Origin of the sequence: Pseudomonas cedrina subsp. cedrina (genome assembly GCF_001983175.1) — a bacterium.
Taxonomy (GTDB): domain Bacteria; phylum Pseudomonadota; class Gammaproteobacteria; order Pseudomonadales; family Pseudomonadaceae; genus Aquipseudomonas; species Aquipseudomonas cedrina.
The window spans coordinates 1-18294 of the sequence record NZ_MNPW01000020.1; the positions used below are offsets into that span (position 1 = coordinate 1).

Consider the following 18294-nt stretch of genomic DNA (forward strand, 5'->3'; position numbering starts at 1 on the left):
GGAGCCCGGATACATTAGCGCAAGCCTGATTTACCGTTCATCGTGACTGGATAGCAAAAGGTGGGCTGACCATACATTTGGTTACTTTCGCGCTTTTCGAAAGTGACCCGCCGTAAGGGCGGAACCCTAAGCCGCCGTTACCGCAGCAACGGATATGTACTCGGTCAAACCCAAAAAAACGGTAGGCCCGAAGGCCGCCACACAAGCAAGCTCCTCGCCACACACCGTTGAAAGTTGTGTAGATACCCATGCTGATGGATAACCTGAAATTATCGATTGCCCCTAGCAAATGTCGTTTGCGAGCGCTGCATCAGCCCCTATAGGCTGTCATCTATCTAAAAAGAATATGAAATTGCCGCACTTCTTAAGCTGCACACCGATGCCGAACATCTGCGCCCTATATAAAGTCACCGTTAAAGGTGAGCGCTCACGTTAGTTATCCTGGGAGGATAAGATGGATAATAAAGAAACCGTTTTTGAACTGATTGCGCAACGCAAACCATGGCACTCACTCCCAGGGGCGCTGTACAGCAACGAAGGTGTATACCGCCAGGATCTTGAGCAAATCTGGCACAAGGACTGGATTTTCGCCGGGCATACCTTTGAACTGGAAAAGCCTGGCCAATACTTCACGCTGCAAGTGGGTGACTATCCCGTGGCGGTGGTACGTGGCAAAGACGGTCAGGTACGCGCCTTTCACAATGCCTGCCGCCACCGTGGCGCAAAAATCTGCGAAGCCGACCACGGCAAAGTCGCCAAGATGGTCTGCCCTTACCATAAGTGGACCTATGAACTGGACGGCAACCTGCTGTTCGCCGGGAACATGGGGCAGGACTTCGACAAGTCCGAATACACCCTCAAGAGCGTCCATTGCGAAATCGTGAATACCTTCATCTATGTGTGTGTCGCGAACAAGGCTCCGGACTTCGAGGCCTTTCGCAACGCCGTAACGCCCTTTCTCGCCCCGCACAATCTGGATGACTGCAAAGTGGCCTTCGAATCCAACATCGTCGAGAAAGGCAACTGGAAACTGGTCTTCGAAAACAACCGTGAGTGCTATCACTGCGACGGTTCCCACCCTGAACTGCTGCAATCGTTCGTGGACAACCTGTCGGTAGGTGGCACCAGCGGCGATGACGACCCGGAGCTTTCCGCGTACTGGAACAAATGCGAAAAAGCCGGCCTGCCAAGCCGCCTGGTAATGGATATCAAAGGTCAGTTCCGCATGACCCGCATTCCATTGTCCAAGGGCGCGGTGAGCTACACCATGGACGGCAAACCAGCGGTCAACGGCCGCATGGATACCACTGGCGAAGCGGATATTGGCGCACTGCTGTATTTCAACTACCCCTCTACCTGGAACCACTTCCTGGGCGATCACGCCTTGAGCTTTCGAGTACTGCCGATCAGCGCGACAGAAACCTTGGTCACCACCAAATGGCTGGTACTCAAGACCGCTGTGGAAGGCGTGGATTACGACATCGATCGCCTGACCAAAGTATGGATTGCCACCAACGATCAGGACCGCACCCTGGTGGAGGGCACGCAGCGCGGTGTGACCTCACCGTCTTATGAGCCAGGCCCGTACTCCGAAACCGCCGAGACCGGTGTCTGCCAGTTCGATGATTGGTATTGCGCCACAATGATGGAAAGGATCAAAGGACCTATTCCGTTGAAGTCTGTGGGCTGAGAACGCAGTTTGACGGTGGGGGGTAAACAAGCGTGGCGTGGCGTACCAAGGAATAACGCATCCGCGCTGATTGTTTGGGCCCGTGCCCCTCACCTGGCGCACAATCTCGTCGGCATACTCTTACGCCGTCAACTCAATCACGCCCCGCACCCGCTGCTCCATATTGATCAAATGCAACTGCATCGAAGCCCGCGCCGCTTGCGCATCGCGCCGCGCCAACGCCGCGTAGATCTGCTCCCGCTCACGCACCACCAATGCACGGTTTTCAACCGTCACCGCCGGACCGGCCTTTTGCACTACCGCGATCAACGTGTTAGCCACATGGGTCATGGCGTCGATGAAGAAGCTGTTGGCGGTGCACTGGGCGATCTGCAGATGAAATTCGAAATCCACCCGAGCGCTTTCGTCGTCTGTTGCGTCACGAGCATTCCCGGCGTCGAGCGCTTCACGCATCGCCTGCAATTGCTCTGGCGTGGCGCGCTGCGCGGCAATGCCGGCGGCTTCCACTTCCAGGCTCAGGCGCAGCTCGATGACGGCCAGCGCATCGTAGGCGCCGCCCTTGACGTGTTTGCTGCCCTGGAAATCACCCGGTCGGGCGGTGTCCACCACGAAGGTGCCGATGCCGTGACGGGTTTCGACCAAGCCTTCGGCCTGCAGTCGCGACATGGCTTCGCGCACGACTGTCCGGCTGACGCCGCGTTCCTTGATGATGACTTGCTCGGTGGGTAACTTGCTGCCGGCGGGCAGCTCGCCGGCCAGTATCTGCTGCGTCAGGTCGACCACCAGTTGCTGCGTCATGCTCAGGCGTCGATCGGGTGTGACACGGTCCATTGCACCTATCCATTAAAGCCAGACGATTGCGCATTATAGCCGCGACCTTGCGCTAAAACTCACTATAATGCCGGCTGATCACACTAGAGCACGACGATGACGGATCAAGCGTTATCTCCACTGAACAAGCCACGCCGCCTCGCCGAAACACTGGTCGACCGCTTTGCCCAGCGCATGCGCGACGGCACCCTCAAGTGCGGCGAAAAGCTCCCCACCGAAGTGCATATCATGGAGGCCGAGGGCGTCAGTCGTTCGGTGGTGCGTGAAGCACTGTCGCGCTTGCAAGCGGCAGGGCTGGTGGAGACGCACCATGGCGTCGGCACTTTTGTGCTGGACATGCCGGCGCCGGAAGGCTTTACCCTGGGGCCGGCGACGATTGCCACGTTGCCGGATGTGCTCAACCTGTTGGAGTTTCGCCTGAGCCTGGAAGTCCAGGCTGCGGGCATGGCGGCCCAACGCGCAACACCTGTAGCCCTGGCCGAACTGGCCCAGGCGCTGGAGGCGTTGTTGCAAGGGCCGGAAAAATCCGGCACCACCATCAATGCCGATTTCCAGTTCCATCTGAAAATCGCCAAGGCCGCCGGCAATTACTATCTGATCGACATCATGAAGCACCTGGGCACGAAGCTGATCCCGCGTACCCGCATGAACTCCGCCTATTCCGGGCAAAGTGACCGCAGTGCCTACTTGCAGGGCATTAACGCCGAACACCAGCAGATCTTCGACGCCATCGCCAGCGGTAATGTCGACGCGGCGCGGGCGGCCATGTACCTGCATTTAAGCAATAGCCGCATGCGCCTGTGTGAAACGCAACAACGCCAGGCGTTCTACAACGACTGATGCTCAGAAGAAGCTGTATTTAACACCCACCCGCAGCCGCAACTGGCGATCACTGTCGACTGAATTGACTTTAATATCACCGACTTCAAAGAATGGTGCCCAGCGTTTGTCCCACTGGTATTTGACCACGGCATTCTGTTCATAGTCGTCGGTACCACCGTCATAGCGAATATAGTCGGCATCAAAGTAAGTCAGTTGATATTCATAGGCCCAAGGTCCTTGAGGACCATAGTTGATATAAACATCGTAGCGATTGACCGTCTGGTCGTCCTGACCGTTTTGCGGCACGTCACGGTCGATCTTGTCACGGTCCAGTTTGGCTGAATCATGACGGTAGCGACCGGCGACGCTCAGCTCTTTGGAAACGCGGTATCCCAGGCGCAGGCCCATTTTGTAGGTGGTGGACTCCTCATCACTGTCCAGGGCCAGCGAAGGCGTCAGCGTCCAGCGGTCATTGATAGCGTGCTGGTAATTGACGGTGAATTCATGGCCGCTGCCAACCGTATTGTCGAAGGCAACATCTTGCCGGTCACCGGCGGTCTTGTATTTGAGTTCACCTTCCAGGCCCACGCCGTTGTCCAGTCGAATACCAAACTTGGCACGGTCGGCGTGCATGCGGGACTTCTCCGCATATTGATGGCGTACGTTGATATAACCCGTATCCGCCTGAGCAATAAGCGATGTAAACAACGAAGCGACAGAAAGTACTGCGAGTGTCTTTTTCATGGTTTTTATTCTTGTTAGTTGAGTGATTAGTTGGGTTTAACGCCAAACTCCAGACGAACGCATGCGCGGCATTGAAACCTGGGTTCAACGTCTCCTGCGGGTTAAAACATGTGTAACAAACGAGTGACTTCAGACAGCGATAGGTATTCGTTGTATGTCCCGACTGGCTTGCACCAGCAAACGGGTGTACGCATGGGTGGCGCCGTCGCTCGCCAGGAGATGGCTGTCGAGCGTCTCCACCACCCTGCCCTGCTGCATCACCGCCAGGCGATCACACAGATGCGCCACCACCGCCAGATCATGGGTAACCATGAGGTAGGTCAAGCCTTCCTGGCGGCGCAGGTCGGCCAGCAGGTTAAGGATCTCCGCCTGCACCGAGACGTCCAGCGCCGAGGTTGGCTCGTCCAGCAACAGCACCCGGGGGCGCAGGATCAGCGCGCGGGCAATCGCCACGCGTTGACGCTGGCCACCGGACAACTGGTGCGGGTAGCGAAAACGAAAGCTGTCGTTCAAGCCGACCTTGCGCAAGATCTCGTTGACCTTCTGGGCGCGCCCGTCGATGCCATGAATGCGCAGGGGCTCCCGCAATGCGGCATCGACGGTGTAGCGCGGATGCAACGAGGCATACGGGTCCTGGAAAACCATTTGCACGGTGCGGTAGTGGTTCAGCGGCAGGTTTCGCGTCACGACCTGGCCGGCGACCCGCAGTTGTCCGCTCCAGTGCTGGTACTGTCCGGCCAGGCAGCGCAGCACGGTGGTCTTGCCCGAACCGGACTCGCCCACCAGGCCGAATGCCTCGCCTTCGGCGACACTCAAATCGACGTCGTGGAGTACCGCGTTCAGTGCCGCGCCCGTGCCAAAACTGAGGTTCAGGCCGGCGATTTCAATCATGCTCATGACAGGCTCCTCAAGCATTCAACCAATGGGGGTCACGCTGCAGCACCGGCAACTTGGCACGCCGATGGTCCAGGCTCGGCAATGCGGCCAGCAGGCCCTGGGTGTAGGGGTGGGTCGCGTGATCCAGGTCGGCGGCGGCAATTGACTCGACCACGCGACCGGCGTACATCACCAGCACACGATCACAGAAATGCCGCACCAGGTTCAGGTCGTGGCTGATGAAAATCAGCCCCAGGTCACGCTCGCTGACCAGCTCCTCCAACACGTTGAGCACCTGTCGGCGCACCGACACGTCCAGCGCCGAAGTGGGTTCGTCGGCGATGATCACCTGGGGATCGGTGATCACCATCATGGCGATCATGATCCGCTGGCCCATGCCGCCGGAGACTTCATGGGGGTACAGGTCATAGACCCGCCGGGGATCGCGGATATGGACCTTGGCGAGCATGTCCAGGGCCCGTTCGCGGGCTTCACGATGGGGCACCTTGTGATGGGCCAGGTACGCCTCGGAAATTTGCTCGCCGACCCGCACCACCGGGTTCAGCGAGTACTTGGGGTCTTGCATGATCATCGACATGCGCGCGCCGCGAATCGCCTGGATCTGCTTTTCGCTGGCGGCCAACAGGTCGATATCGGCGAAGCGCAACGTCTTGGCGGTCACCCGCGCCGTCGGTGGATGCAAGCGCAGCAAGCTGCGGCCGACAGTGGATTTGCCCGAACCGGACTCGCCGACAATGGCGAGTTTTTCCCGCCCCAGGGTGAACGACACATCACGCACTGCCAGGGAGGTTTTGCCGGCGTTGCGAAACTCTACGCACAAGTCCTGTACCGCAAGTTTTATCTCAGTCATGGCCTGTTCCTCAGGATTGGCTGCGTGGGTCGAGAACGTCGCGCAAGCCGTCGCCCAACAGGTTGAACGCCAGGCTGACCAGCATGATTGCCCCACCGGGCGCAGCCACCAGCCACCAGCTTTCGAGCATGTAACGCCGCCCGGTGGAGATCATCGCGCCCCACTCCGGCAATGGTGCCTGGGCGCCCAGGCCGAGAAAGCCCAGGGCGGCGGCGGTGAGGATGATGCTCGCCATGTTCATGGTCAGGCGGATGATCACCGACGACAGGCACATCGGAATGATGTGGCGCAGGATCACCCGGGTACTCGACGCGCCCTGAAGCTGCACCGCCACGACAAAGTCGGCGTTGCGCAGCGGCAGGGTTTCGGCGCGTGCCAAGCGGGCAATCGGTGGCCAGGCGGTGAGCGCGATGGCGATCACCGCATGCTCCAGGCCCGGACCGAGGGCCGCGATGAACGCCAGCGCCAACACCAGGCTGGGGAACGAGATGAAGATGTCGGTGATGCGCATGAACACGCTGTCAACCCAACCGCCGAAGTAGCCGGAAACGGTCCCGACCAACAGGCCGATGGGGCCGACAATCACTGTCACCAGCAATACGATGTACAGCGTGATCCGCGAGCCGTACACCAGCCGGGCGAACACATCGCGACCGTATTCGTCCGTGCCGAACCAGTGCGCACTGCTGGGTGCCTGCAAGGCTGCGGCGAGGTTCTGCGACAGCGGATCGTGGCCGGCGACCCAGGGTGCGAAGGCCGCGACCAGCATCAGGGTCGCGACGACAACAAGGCCAGCGAAGGTCATCGGGTTGCGCAGCAAAAAACGCAACAGGCGCAGGCTGCGGGCGGCCATCGCCGCCGCTCCGGAGGCCGGTATGGCGCTGCCGGGAGCGCTGGAAACAAGGGGCAGGTTCATTAGCGAGTCCTCGGGTCGAAGATCTTGTACAGCGCATCGCTGATCAGGTTCAGCGTCACGAAGATGAGACCGATCAGCAGCACGCAGGCCATCACCGCGTTCATGTCACCGAGCAACAGACTGCTGGTCAGGTACTGGCCGAACCCCGGCCAGGCGAACACGGTTTCGATCAGCACCGCGCCCTCCAGGAGCCCGCCGTAGGCCAGCGCGACGATGGTCAGCAGTTGCACTCGGATATTGCCGAAGGCGTGGCCCCAGACGATCTTGCGTTGGGACAGCCCCTTGACCCGGGCCGTGATGATGTACTCCTGGGACAATTGCTCAAGCATGAAGCTGCGAGTCATGCGGCTGATGTAGGCGACCGAGTTGAAACTGAGGATGACCGCCGGTAGCAGGATATGGCGCAACGCACTGCGAAAGGCCTCCCACTCGCCGGACCAGGCCGTGTCGATCAACAGCAGCCCGGTGTGTTTGGGGATCAGCCCGTCATACGCCAGGCCGATCCGCCCGACGCCGCCGGCCCAACCCAGCCAGGCGTAGAACACCAGGAAAGCCATCATGCCGATCCAGAAAATCGGCGTGGAGTAGCCGAACAACGTGATCAGTCGCGCGACATGATCACCGGCACGTCCCTGATGAGTCGCCGCGTAGACGCCCAGCGGCAAGCCCGCCAGCACACCGAACAGAATGGCGAGCGTGGCCAGTTCCAGGGTGGCCGGGAACACCCGCGCAATGTCGGTAATGACCGGGTTGCCGGTCAGCAACGCCATGCCAAAGTCACCCTGCAACAGGTCACCGAGGTAGATCGCGAACTGGGTCCACAAGGGTTTGTCCAGGCCCAGCTCTTTGTACACCTGGGCGTAGGCCGAGGCGTCGGCGTCCGGGCCGACGATAGCCAGCACCGGGTCCAGGGGCATCACACGCCCGATGAAAAAGGTCAGCAACAGCAACCCCAGCAGCGTCACCGCCACCGAGCCACTGCGCCGGGTCGCCGACGCGGCCCGGGTGCTCCAGATCGAAAAGGATGCAGTCGACATATTCATTCCTGCCTTGGCCGTGTGGCCGTCGATTTCAGCGCTGCTTGTAGACGTCTCGAAGACGTGTGGTTGCGGCGGTATGGCCGATGTAGTTGCGCACGTCGGCATGGATCACCACTTCATCCACCATCTGTGAGACCGGCATGATGGCTCCGGCCTGTTGGTCGTAGAGGGTCTGGATCTGGGCGTAGATCTGCCGCTGGCGCTCGGGGTCACGCTCGCGCTCGGCTTGCTCGATCAGTTGATTGAGCTGCGGATTGAAGAACGAGGTGCGCCAGCCCTGGAAGTTGCTCAGTTTGGCTTCGGTGCGGTTGTCCGGGTTGTACACCAGGGCACGCAGGCTCGAATGCGGATGACGCTCCGCCCCGCCGCCGCCACGACCGACAAGGATATCGAACTGGCGGTCGCGCATTGCCCCATAGATCTGGTTACCGGTGCCGGTGATGATCGTCGCCTGGATCCCCGCCTGGGCCAGCGTCGCTTGCAGGCTGGTGGCGATGTTTATGAACGGTGGATCGGTCAACGAGCGAATGGTCACTTTAAAGCCTTCGGCATGTCCGGCCTGCGCCAGCAGCCGCTTGGCCTCGGTCACGTCCAGGCGATAGCCCGGATCGTCCAGGCGTGCCGGCAGCCCCAACTGCAAGGGCCGCTGGTTGATCACCCCGTAGTGCGGCATGACCACCTCGTTGATGCCCTGGTAGTCAATCAGCAGGCGTATGGCCTGGCGCACGCGGATGTCCTGGAACAGCGGCTGCTGCATGCTTAGCGCTACGTAGTACAGCGTGCCGCGGGCGATGCTCTGGATGCGCACTTCATCGACCTTGCCCAGCGCCTTGATGTCAGTGGCGGCCATGCCGCGGGCGACATCCAGGTCGCCGCGCTCGACCATCAGCCGCAGCGCCTGGGATTCGGTCATGTTGCGCATGATCACCCGGCGCAACTTCGCCGCGCCGCGCCAATAGTCGTCATGACGACTCATCAGGATCACATCATTGGCGCGCCAGATGTCGAGCTTGAACGCGCCGGACCCGGCCGTGTGAGTCGCCAGCCAAGCTGCGCCTTGATCATTACCGACCTGATGCTGCAAGGCCACGCTACGATCGATGATGAAGGCGCTGGGCGAGGTCGCCAGGGTGTTGAGCACCAGCATCGGATCGGTACTGCGCGGCAACTCCATGACAAAGGTGTGCGGCCCTTCGGCGCGCATCAGTTGGGCGACGTTGTCGGCGGTGAAACCGTAGGCTTTCCAGGTCGAAGCCAGGGCGCGGTTGAGGGTGACCACGCGCTGCAACGACCAGGCGACGTCTTGGGCGGTCAGTGGCGCCCCCGAGTGAAAACGTACGTCGTCGCGCAAGTGGAAGGTCAGGCGCATGCGATCGGGGCTGACTTCCCAGGTATTTGCCAGGGCGGGAATCAGCGTGTCCGGCTGCGCCGCATCCTGCTCCAGGAGCATGTCGTAGACGTTGGCGTTGACTTCGGCGACCTCCAGGCCCGTCGCCGCGGCAGGGTCCAGGGACAGCAGGTTGATCATGCTCATGCCCACCACCAATTGGTCGGGGGGCGTTTCGCCTTGGGCCAGGCTGACGGGCACCTGCACTGCGCACAGGGCCACGGTGACACACAGCAGCCTGGTCAGGCGCTTGGGCCAGAGATTCATGGTTCAGTCCTTTCTTATATTTATAAAGACTTGTCGCCCGGGCCATCAGCCTCAGGCGTTGAACGGGATCAATGTCGGGACAAGGTGTTGGCCTCGATATACGCGAAGTTGATGTCTTCGCCCAATCCTGGGCGATCGGACAGGTGCACAAAACCGTCGGCATCCATGGGGTCGACGATACTGTTGAGGTGCGCCGGGACCTCTTCATAGTCAAGGAACGGGTGCAGCAGGCCGCGTTCGTACCACCGGCAATTGCTGATGGCACCGACCACCGCCAGGTTCGCCGCGCCATTGCCATGGACCTCGCAATCCATGCCGAACGACTCGGCCAGGTGCGCCACCTTCAGGCACGGCCCTATGCCACCGACCCCAGCCACGCCGGCGCGCAGGATGTCACACGACTTCTGGGTCACCCAACTGGCGCGGCTATGAAACTTGCCGGCGATGCTCTCCGGGCCCAGCACCGGAATGTCCAGGTTGGCGGCCAGCCATGCATAAGACTCCGCCGAATCTTCCATCATGGGCTCTTCGAACCACGCGAAATTCAGCTTCTGTAGCGCCTTGCCAATGGTCAGCGCGTCCATGCGGCTGTACCAGTGATAACCGTCGAGCATCAGCGCGATATCCGGACCCACTGCCTCACGCACGGCGGCGCAGGCCTGGATGTCCATCTGCGGATTCGGCGCGAAGGAAATCGGCGGCATCCAGGTGTGCAACTTGATGGCCTTGTAGCCGCGCTGCACCAGCTTTTCGGCGAACTGGCCGTACTCATCCGGCGTCGACAACCCACCCGGCAAATCATCGCCGCACATCGTCGAGCCGTACGCCGGGACCTTGTCCCGATAACCGCCAATCAATTTATGCACCGGCACCTTGAACGTGCGTCCGGCCAGATCCCACAGCGCTTGCTCCACCAGCGCCAGCGCCCGGTCGGTGAATTGCCCGGCACTGCCGCGCTGCCAGTGCGCCAGGTCTTGCCAGATGCTTTCGCGGTCCATCGGATCGCGGCCCACCAGCACTTTGCGCACGAAGGATTCAATGATATGCGGACGAATCAACTCAGGCGGACCAAAGGCGTAGCCCTCGCAACCATCGTCGCAACCGATTCGCAGCAACGCCATCTTGATCATGACCTCATCGCCCGGATGGGCGTGACCGGCGCTGTCCTGGGCACGGCGCGAAGGTGTGGAAAAGACTTCGACGTGAACGCCTGTGATTCTCATAGAGGGAGCACCTTGTTGTTATTGTTCATTTGTATGTCGTCATACAACATGTAGGATTATTCTGATGTTTCGTGGGGGATGTCAATCAAAAAGCTCGACAAAAATGAAGAAAAGCCACGGATTCTTATAAATTGAGTTTTTTATAGAGAATGTCGTCATACCACCAAAGGGGTAGCACCAGGCTTCGCCGCAGGAGGGCCAGGGTTGCTGGGAAGTTGAAAACCGAAGCGCGGGGATAGAGCAAGCTTGCTTGCGATTGCATTCAAGTGGCGGCTGTCAAAATAGCCTTGCAGTTGGGGAAGCAATAATCTGTGGATACCGTTTTTCAGCAATGGCTGCAAACCGGTTCGCTCACCACAAATGCCGTCAATTACTCTGCCAGCAATGGCCGGAAGCAGGGATGACCCGAATAGATTCGAGCGGGGCCCTACCCTTTCACCTTGATCGCATACAAACCACCGATAATCACCATTGCGGCCCCTACTACCGTCCACATGTCAGGCAGCTCGCCAAATACGAACAGGCCTATCAGCGTGGCAAACACCAGAAGCGTGTAGTTGAAAGGCTGGAGCGTAGACGCGGCTGCGTATCTGAGCGCTTGGATAAGTAAAAGCTGGGCCACTACACCGGTTATCGAAAGAACACCGATCAGGGCCCATTGCCTTGCGCTTGGAGAAACCCAACCGGGAAGACCCAGCGAGGTGATGGCTATCGCGCCGAAGAACCCCATGTAGAGCATGTTCGTGGCAAACGAATCACCTTGGCTGATGCGTCGGGTCAGCACGCTGAAAACAGCGAACCCCAAGGCCGATAGCAGTGGGATAAGCGCAGCCAGCTCAAACACACCGGTGCCAGGTCGAAGTATGACCACCGTACCCGCGAACCCGATAGCGGCGGCGATCCATCGGCGCACGCCAACGTATTCACCCAGGAATGCGCCTGCCAAAGCCAGGGTCATCAAGGGGAACACCGCGTACAGGGCATGCATTTCAGCCATCCCCAGGTAGCGCAGCCCTAATCCAAACAGAGCGATCTCACCCACCCCGATCAGCGCACGGATAACCTGAAGATAAGGATGCCGGCTTCGACATGCCGTTCGTAAACTTCCTTGATAAACGCTGTAACCGACAGCAAAGGCCAGGAATACCCAATAGCGCACCATGACGAGTTGCGCGACCGGGAGATCCTTGACGAGCACCTTGGTGATGCCGTCCTGGCTTGCAAAGATCAGCATCGATAAAAGACACAAGATGATCCCAAGTCGAGACCCGGGAACATCGTAATGACGCACAGTGTTTTCCCGCTGGTTGCTCATGACCCCCCCCCCGCGGCCTGGGGCACGTTGTAGCCGATCATGGGTAGGAGATGCGTGGCTCGGCCCGCGGATTGATGCGACTATCGCCTGAATATTCGTTCGATGCGTCCGACGCCCGCACAAAGCGCACCGGACGGCAACACAACTAGCGGATAAGGGTCATTACTGAGCCGGTACCGCTGAGGCGGTCTGGCTGCCGAACATCGCCTCGAAACGGGGCTTGTTGGCGGCGTAGTACGCTGCAACGACCTTGTCCGCCGAACTGTCACGGGCGGACGCCATCAGCTTCTCCAGGTCGGCCTTGGGAATCTTGAAGTTGGAGAAGAACCGGGCGACATCGGGGTGTTCGGCACTGAAGCCTTTGCGAGCAATCGCGTGAATTTGCTCGGCCCCACCGAAAACCTGCTTCGGATCATCCAGGTAGCGCAACGGCCATTTGGCGAACATCCAGTGTGGGCTCCAGGCGTTGACCAACGACCATTTGTCACGCTTGAGGTTGCGATCCAGCTCGCTCAACATGCCGGACTCTGAAGAGGCGACCATCTTGTAGCCGTCGAGCTTGTAATCCTTGATGGCCTTTTCCGTCAGTTTGTACTGACCATTGCCCACTTCCGAAGTCAGGATCTTGCCGCCAAGCTTTTCCCGCACTTCGGGCTTGTTGAGGTCTTCGACACTGGCGATCTCGCTCACGGGAATGGAGGTTGGCACGGCCATGCCGATCCGGCCTTCATACAGCACGCCGAGGTCTTCGAGCTTGTCTTTGTATTTGTCGTAGAACGACTTGTGTGTGCTTGGCAGCCAGACCATTGGGATCAGGTCGATATTGCCGTTAGCCAAGGCCTGGAACTGAATGCCAATGTCGGCCAGCACCAATTTGACCGGTTGCTTCAAGTGGTCGCGCAATGCCGTATCCGCCAGCTTTACAGCGATTTCGGTATCCGACCAATTCACCCATCCGATACGGATAGGCGTGGGTTCCTCGGCGTGGGCCATCAGGCTACCGGCAGTCATCGCCAGGCCTGCAAGCCAACCGATACACGTCTTACTGGACAACGTTGTCATGGTGCATCTCCGCGTACTGTATGAATAGTTATTGGCAGGGCAGCAGAAGAGTAAATGTCCGATCTTAAAGCAGGGTAATCCCGGGTTTTCCGTCATGCAAGAAAAATGTACACCTATGTCGTAATCGTTGACACCCATGAACATTAAACCTACCGTTATGTCAAAACCAAGCCTGATGTTCTGTTCCCGGAGCGCAACACCATGTCCAGCGATCCCCTGCTGCAGCCCTATAAGATCAAACACCTGACCCTCAAGAACCGGATCATGACCACCTCCCATGAGCCTGCTTATCCGGTCGACGGCATGCCGAAGGATCTTTACCGCGCCTATCACGTAGAACGCGCCAAGGCCGGTGTGGCGTTGACTATGACGGCAGGCTCGGCCGCGGTTTCCCGTGACAGCCCGCCAGTGTTCAACAATGTGCTGGCGTACAAGGACGAAGTGGTCAAATGGATGAAGGACCTGACTGACGAATGCCACGAGCACGGCGCGGCGGTGATGATCCAACTGACTCACCTGGGGCGCCGCACGCGCTGGGACAAGGCTGACTGGCTGCCGGTCGTATCGTCGTCCCATCGTCGTGAAGCGTCCCACCGGGCCTTTCCGAAAAAGCTTGAAGAATGGGACATCGACCGGATCATCAAGGATTACGTGGACGCCGCCGAACGCATGAAGGCCGCCGGTCTCGATGGCCTGGAACTGCAGGCCTACGGGCACCTCATGGATCAATTCTGGTCACCGCTGACCAACGACCTCGACGGGCCCTACGGCGGGTCGCTGGAAAACCGGATGCGCTTCACCTTCGACGTCCTGCGCGGCATCCGCCAACGTTGTGGCGAAGATTTTTTGCTCGGGGTTCGCTACACCGGCGACGAAGACCTGCCCGGCGGCTTCGGTGCCAGCGACGGCCTGCAGATCTCCCACATGCTCAAGGACAGTGGGCTGGTGGACTTCCTCAACGTCGTGCGCGGGCACATCGATACCGATGCCGGCCTCACCGACGTGATTCCGATCCAGGGCATGCGCAACTCGCCGCACCTGGATTTTGCCGGCGAGATCCGCTCGGCCACCGGTTTCCCGACGTTCCATGCGGCCAAGATTCCGGATGTGGCCACGGCGCGACACGCCATCGCCTCCGGCAAGGTGGACATGGTCGGCATGACTCGGGCGCACATGACCGACCCGCATATCGTGCGCAAGATCATCGAAAAGCGTGAAGAGGACATTCGCCCCTGCGTCGGCGCCAACTATTGCCTGGACCGTATCTATCAGGGCGGCGCCGCGTATTGCATCCACAACGCCGCCACCGGCCGCGAAACCACCATGCCTCACGAGATCCCAAAGGCAGCGGTCAAGCGCAAGGTGGTGGTGGTCGGCACGGGCCCGGCGGGCCTGGAAGCGGCACGGGTGGCTGGTGAGCGCGGCCACGCTGTCACGGTGTTCGAAATCGCCGACCAGCCAGGCGGGCAAATCCGCTTGACGGCACTGAGCGAGCGGCGTCGCGAGATGATCAGCATCATCGATTGGCGCATGGCGCAATGCGAACGCCTGGGCGTCAAGTTCCACTTCAACACCTGGGCCGAAGCAGACACCGTCATGGCCGAGGCACCGGACGTAGTGATCGTCGCCACCGGCGGCTTACCCCACACCGAAGTGCTCAAGCACGGCAACGAGCTGGTGGTATCGACCTGGGACATCATTTCCGGCGACGTCAAGCCCGGCCGGAACGTGCTGATCTTCGATGACGCGGGTGACCACGCGGCGCTACAGGCGGCCGAGGTCATCGCCAGAAGCGGCGCACAACTGGAGATCGTCACGCCGGACCGCTCGTTTGCGCCAGAGGTGATGGCCATGAACCTGGTGCCTTACATGCGCAGCCTGCAAGACCTGAATGTCACCTTCACGGTCACGTACCGGGTCGAATCCGTAGAAAAGCGCGACGGTCAGCTGGTGGCCAGCTTCGGCAGCGATTACGGCCAGGTGCACAAACAGCGCGTGGTCGATCAGGTGGTGGTCAACCACGGCACCCTGCCCCTGGAAGACCTTTACTTTGAACTGCGCCCGCACTCGAGCAATAACGGCGCGGTCGAACAGCACAACCTGATCGCCGGGAAAACCCAGAACATCGTGACCAACCCCGAGGGCCGTTTCCAGCTGTTCCGGATCGGCGACGCGGTGTCGGCGCGCAACACCCACGCCGCCATCTACGATGCGCTGCGGTTGCTCAAGGACATCTGACCGCACGCGTGCCCTCCCCGACGCCCCTGTGAAGGGGCTTTCGGTTCATCAGGCTTGAAGCCCTCGACGGGCAGCGGCTGCACCTTCTTGCAGCGCCTCGCCGATCTGCTCCTCGAATTGCCCATGGATCATCACTTGCAAGGCAGCGGCTGTTACCCCACGGTAAGCTACCAAGGCGTCGATCATCTGCTGAGCATCATGACCGACCAGCAACTGGCTGCTGTTGACCACGACACTTTTAGCGGCAAGTTGCGCGATATCGGCGGGAATGCCGGCGGCCATCGCCTGATTGGCCAGCGCCGTCATCAACAAGGCAGGGAAAGCCGGGCCCGTGCCAGAGAGCGCCGACAGGTAGTCGATGAAGTCTTCCTGCTGTACCTCTGCGGCGGTGCCCACGCATTCGAACAAGCTCTGCACGAAGCGTTTCGTCGTTGCCGCCACCTCTGCAAAACAATACCAAGGCGTAAAGGATTGCCCGATCTCCACCGCCGCGTTGGGCATCGCCCGCACCACTGCCGAAGCCGAGGTCTGCGCGACAATCGTCTGTGCGCTGATCCCGGCCATCAGGGAAATAACGGTCTTCCCCGTCGCGTTGATATTCAGGCTGGCGAAATGCTCGGGGCGCACCGCGATGATCACCACGTCGCTGCGATCCACCAACGCATGGTTGTCCGTAACCAGGCGAGCGCCTTGTTCAGCCAACGGATGGCTGCCCGAGCGATTGGAAAGGATCAGGTTTGCCGTCGGCACCAGCCCCTTCGCCAAGACCGCCCTGGCAATCGCGCCGCCCAACCAGCCGGTGCCGCCAATAATCCCCAGGGTTTTATTGACCATCGCAATTGCCTTCGAAAGTCTCCGCCAACGGAACAAAGAGCCCGGGCTCTTTTTCGGCATAGCCGAACGTCCCGTAGAAACGATCCAGCTCACGCTGCTTGGGGACTTTGCCGGTGAAGATGCTCACGTAATGGGGGATGCGCTCAAAGCGCACAGTGATCAACTCCGTCGTGTTCATGGTGATGTAGCCGATCTGCGTCAGATAGATCGTCCGGGCCCTGGCGTCAGCGCCCTGGCTGTCATAGCCGAAGCGCTTGAACATGTTCGCCAGGGCATTCATACGCTGCTCGTCAACCACAGCGACTTGCTGGGCCACTTCAGCGGACTGAAGCGCCCAACTGCGCACGGCAAACTCGAATTGCGAGTCGAACAATTGCGGGTTCAGCCAGCACTCGAATACATTCAGGATCGCCTCGGAAATGCTTTCGGCATAACTTTCACTTTGCCGTATCAGCCCCCCTGTATTGGTCTCGCGCCAACGCGACAGCAACGCCGCCAGCAGTTGCTCGCGGTCCTCGAAAAACCAGTAGAAGCTGGTGCGTGACAAGCCCAGGCGCTTGGCCAGCGGCATGACCCGCACCGCATCGATGCCCGACTCCTTCAGGGCCTCATAGGCCGCTTCCAGCCAGCCGTCCGGCGAGCCGCGCCAGCCCGCGTCCTTGGCCTTGCCACGTGCCTTTTTTAACTCGGGCATCCCGTTTACCTTTTATCAATAATGCGTAGCCCGAATGTACGTGGATGACCGCTGAATGTACACCGAGGTACATTTACCTGCGAAAGACCTGCCGCCGGTAAATCAGAGTGCGCGTCGCATCTGCCTTGCTGCCTTTACAGCGACTCCTCTGCTGCCTCCTGAGTACAAAACTGCCATCAGACTTCAGACTCAGGCGTCCAGCGGCGGAACAGCACGCTCGCGTTAACGCCGCCAAAACCGAAGCCATTTGACAGTGCGTGCGTGATCGCCATCTCCCGCGACTTGAGGCTGACCAGGTCAAGCCCGGCAGCCGCCTCATCGGCATGATTCAGGTTGAGCGTGGGCGGCACGATCTGGTCACGAAGCGCCAATACGGTAAAGATCGCCTCGATGCCGCCGGCCGCACCCAGAAGATGCCCGGTGGCAGACTTGGTCGAGCTGATTGCCACGCCAGAACCGCTGCCGAACACCGCGCGAATGGCAGCCAACTCGCCCTTGTCACCGACCTGTGTGGAGGTCGCATGTGCGTTGATGTGCTGAACATCCAGGGGGCTGACAGCAGCCTGACGCAGTGCCTGCTCCATGGCGCGGCGTGCGCCGCTGCCGTCCTCGGGGCCTGCGGTCAGGTGATAGGCATCCGCGCTGGTGCCATAACCCACCAGCTCGGCCAGTGGCGTGGCGCCACGCGCGAGGGCATGCTCCAGTGACTCGATCACCAGCAACCCCGCGCCTTCGGACATCACGAAGCCATCGCGATCCCGATCAAACGGCCGTGAAGCCTGCTGCGGGTGCTCGGCAAAACCGGTGGACAGCGCACGGGCTGCGGCGAAACAGCCCAGGGTCACACGGTCGATCGCCGCTTCGGTACCGCCGCACAGGGCGATGTCCGCCTCGCCACTTCTGATGATTCTGGCCGCATCGCCGATGGCCTGTACGCCGGCGGCACAGGCCGTTACCGGGGCGCCGAGCGGGCCCTTGAAACCGTGCCGGATGGAGACGTGCCCCGCCGCCATGTTGGCCAGAAAAGACGGCGCCGTGAAGGGCGACAGTCTACGCGGGCCACGTGTGTCGGTGGTCCGCACAGCATCGGCAATCACACCAAACCCGCCCACGCCAGATGCAATAATCGTCGCGGTCCTTTCCTGATCTACCTCCCCGGTCGGGTGCCAGTCTGCCTGCTCAAGCGCCTCATGTGCCGCCACAAGGGCAAACTCGATGAAGCGATCCATCTTCTTGCGGTCCTTGGCCGAAATGATGCGTTCCGGGTCATACCCCGCGATAGCGTCTTCCGCCAGTGACGGCACCTGGCCGCCGACTGCAACGCCCGTTCCCTCGCTAACCTCGGCCGGTAACTGGCGGATACCCGAACGCCCAGTCAACAAGCGCTTCCAGACCTCCTCAACGCCGCACCCCAGAGGCCCGACCATGCCGACGCCCGTGACGACGATTCGCTTTTGACCGTTGAGATTATTCATTGAGCCCTC

At 60.2% G+C, this 18294-nt stretch carries 16 protein-coding genes; 3 read left to right on the forward strand and 13 right to left on the reverse strand.

The annotated features are described in order from the left end of the window. The first annotated feature begins 454 nt into the window (after positions 1-454). Positions 455-1690, forward strand: a complete 1236-nt coding sequence (locus BLL36_RS28190; protein ID WP_076954871.1) for an aromatic ring-hydroxylating oxygenase subunit alpha — start codon at positions 455-457, stop codon at positions 1688-1690. 120 nt (positions 1691-1810) lie between these two features. Here BLL36_RS28190 and BLL36_RS28195 read toward each other — a convergent pair whose 3' ends face one another. Next, complete coding sequence (locus tag BLL36_RS28195; protein WP_076954872.1) at positions 1811-2521, reverse strand: FadR/GntR family transcriptional regulator; 711 nt, start codon at positions 2519-2521, stop codon at positions 1811-1813. A 96-nt stretch (positions 2522-2617) separates the two neighbouring features. On the opposite strand from BLL36_RS28195, the gene BLL36_RS28200 reads away from it, so the two are divergent. Continuing rightward, positions 2618-3361: a FadR/GntR family transcriptional regulator gene (locus BLL36_RS28200; RefSeq protein WP_076954873.1), complete on the forward strand. Its 744-nt coding sequence runs from the start codon at positions 2618-2620 to the stop codon at positions 3359-3361. A 3-nt stretch (positions 3362-3364) separates the two neighbouring features. On the opposite strand, the gene BLL36_RS28205 is transcribed toward BLL36_RS28200, so the two are convergent. The 9 genes from BLL36_RS28205 to BLL36_RS28245 all read right to left on the reverse strand — a co-directional run bounded on the left by BLL36_RS28205 (position 3365) and on the right by BLL36_RS28245 (position 13044). Next, positions 3365-4087 carry an oligogalacturonate-specific porin KdgM family protein gene (locus tag BLL36_RS28205; protein WP_076954874.1) on the reverse strand — a complete coding sequence of 241 codons (723 nt, stop codon included), beginning with the start codon at positions 4085-4087 and terminating at the stop codon, positions 3365-3367. Between the two features lie 129 nt (positions 4088-4216). After that, positions 4217-4984 carry an ABC transporter ATP-binding protein gene (locus BLL36_RS28210; protein WP_076954875.1) on the reverse strand — a complete coding sequence of 256 codons (768 nt, stop codon included), beginning with the start codon at positions 4982-4984 and terminating at the stop codon, positions 4217-4219. A 10-nt stretch (positions 4985-4994) separates the two neighbouring features. Then, positions 4995-5834 carry an ABC transporter ATP-binding protein gene (locus BLL36_RS28215; protein ID WP_076954876.1) on the reverse strand — a complete coding sequence of 280 codons (840 nt, stop codon included), beginning with the start codon at positions 5832-5834 and terminating at the stop codon, positions 4995-4997. Positions 5835-5844: 10 nt separating this feature from the next. Continuing rightward, positions 5845-6750 carry an ABC transporter permease gene (locus tag BLL36_RS28220; RefSeq protein ID WP_076954877.1) on the reverse strand — a complete coding sequence of 302 codons (906 nt, stop codon included), beginning with the start codon at positions 6748-6750 and terminating at the stop codon, positions 5845-5847. After that, a complete protein-coding gene (locus BLL36_RS28225; protein ID WP_076954878.1) occupies positions 6750-7787 on the reverse strand; it encodes an ABC transporter permease in 1038 nt (345 codons plus the stop codon). Before BLL36_RS28225 ends, BLL36_RS28220 begins: the two co-directional genes overlap by 1 nt. A gap of 34 nt (positions 7788-7821) precedes the next feature. Continuing rightward, positions 7822-9444, reverse strand: coding sequence for an ABC transporter substrate-binding protein (locus tag BLL36_RS28230; protein ID WP_076954879.1), 1623 nt, complete (start codon positions 9442-9444; stop codon positions 7822-7824). Between the two features lie 68 nt (positions 9445-9512). Then, positions 9513-10667: a mandelate racemase family protein gene (locus tag BLL36_RS28235; protein WP_076954880.1), complete on the reverse strand. Its 1155-nt coding sequence runs from the start codon at positions 10665-10667 to the stop codon at positions 9513-9515. A gap of 427 nt (positions 10668-11094) precedes the next feature. Continuing rightward, entirely contained in the window at positions 11095-11982 is an 888-nt protein-coding gene (locus BLL36_RS28240) for a DMT family transporter (protein WP_076954881.1), read from the reverse strand. A 162-nt stretch (positions 11983-12144) separates the two neighbouring features. Continuing rightward, positions 12145-13044, reverse strand: a complete 900-nt coding sequence (locus BLL36_RS28245; protein ID WP_076954882.1) for a glycine betaine ABC transporter substrate-binding protein — start codon at positions 13042-13044, stop codon at positions 12145-12147. 201 nt (positions 13045-13245) lie between these two features. Between BLL36_RS28245 and BLL36_RS28250 the strand changes: the two genes are divergently transcribed. After that, on the forward strand, positions 13246-15282 hold the full coding sequence (locus tag BLL36_RS28250) for an NADH:flavin oxidoreductase (RefSeq protein ID WP_076954883.1): 2037 nt from the start codon (positions 13246-13248) through the stop codon (positions 15280-15282). A 48-nt stretch (positions 15283-15330) separates the two neighbouring features. Here BLL36_RS28250 and BLL36_RS28255 read toward each other — a convergent pair whose 3' ends face one another. The 3 genes from BLL36_RS28255 to fabF form a co-directional block, all read right to left on the reverse strand. Continuing rightward, positions 15331-16116: a pyrroline-5-carboxylate reductase family protein gene (locus BLL36_RS28255; protein ID WP_076954884.1), complete on the reverse strand. Its 786-nt coding sequence runs from the start codon at positions 16114-16116 to the stop codon at positions 15331-15333. Further along, entirely contained in the window at positions 16106-16810 is a 705-nt protein-coding gene (locus tag BLL36_RS28260; protein ID WP_076954885.1) for a TetR/AcrR family transcriptional regulator, read from the reverse strand. Before BLL36_RS28260 ends, BLL36_RS28255 begins: the two co-directional genes overlap by 11 nt. 176 nt (positions 16811-16986) lie before the next feature. Continuing rightward, positions 16987-18285, reverse strand: a complete 1299-nt coding sequence (gene fabF, locus BLL36_RS28265) for a beta-ketoacyl-ACP synthase II (protein ID WP_076954886.1) — start codon at positions 18283-18285, stop codon at positions 16987-16989. Between the last annotated feature and the right edge of the window lie 9 nt (positions 18286-18294).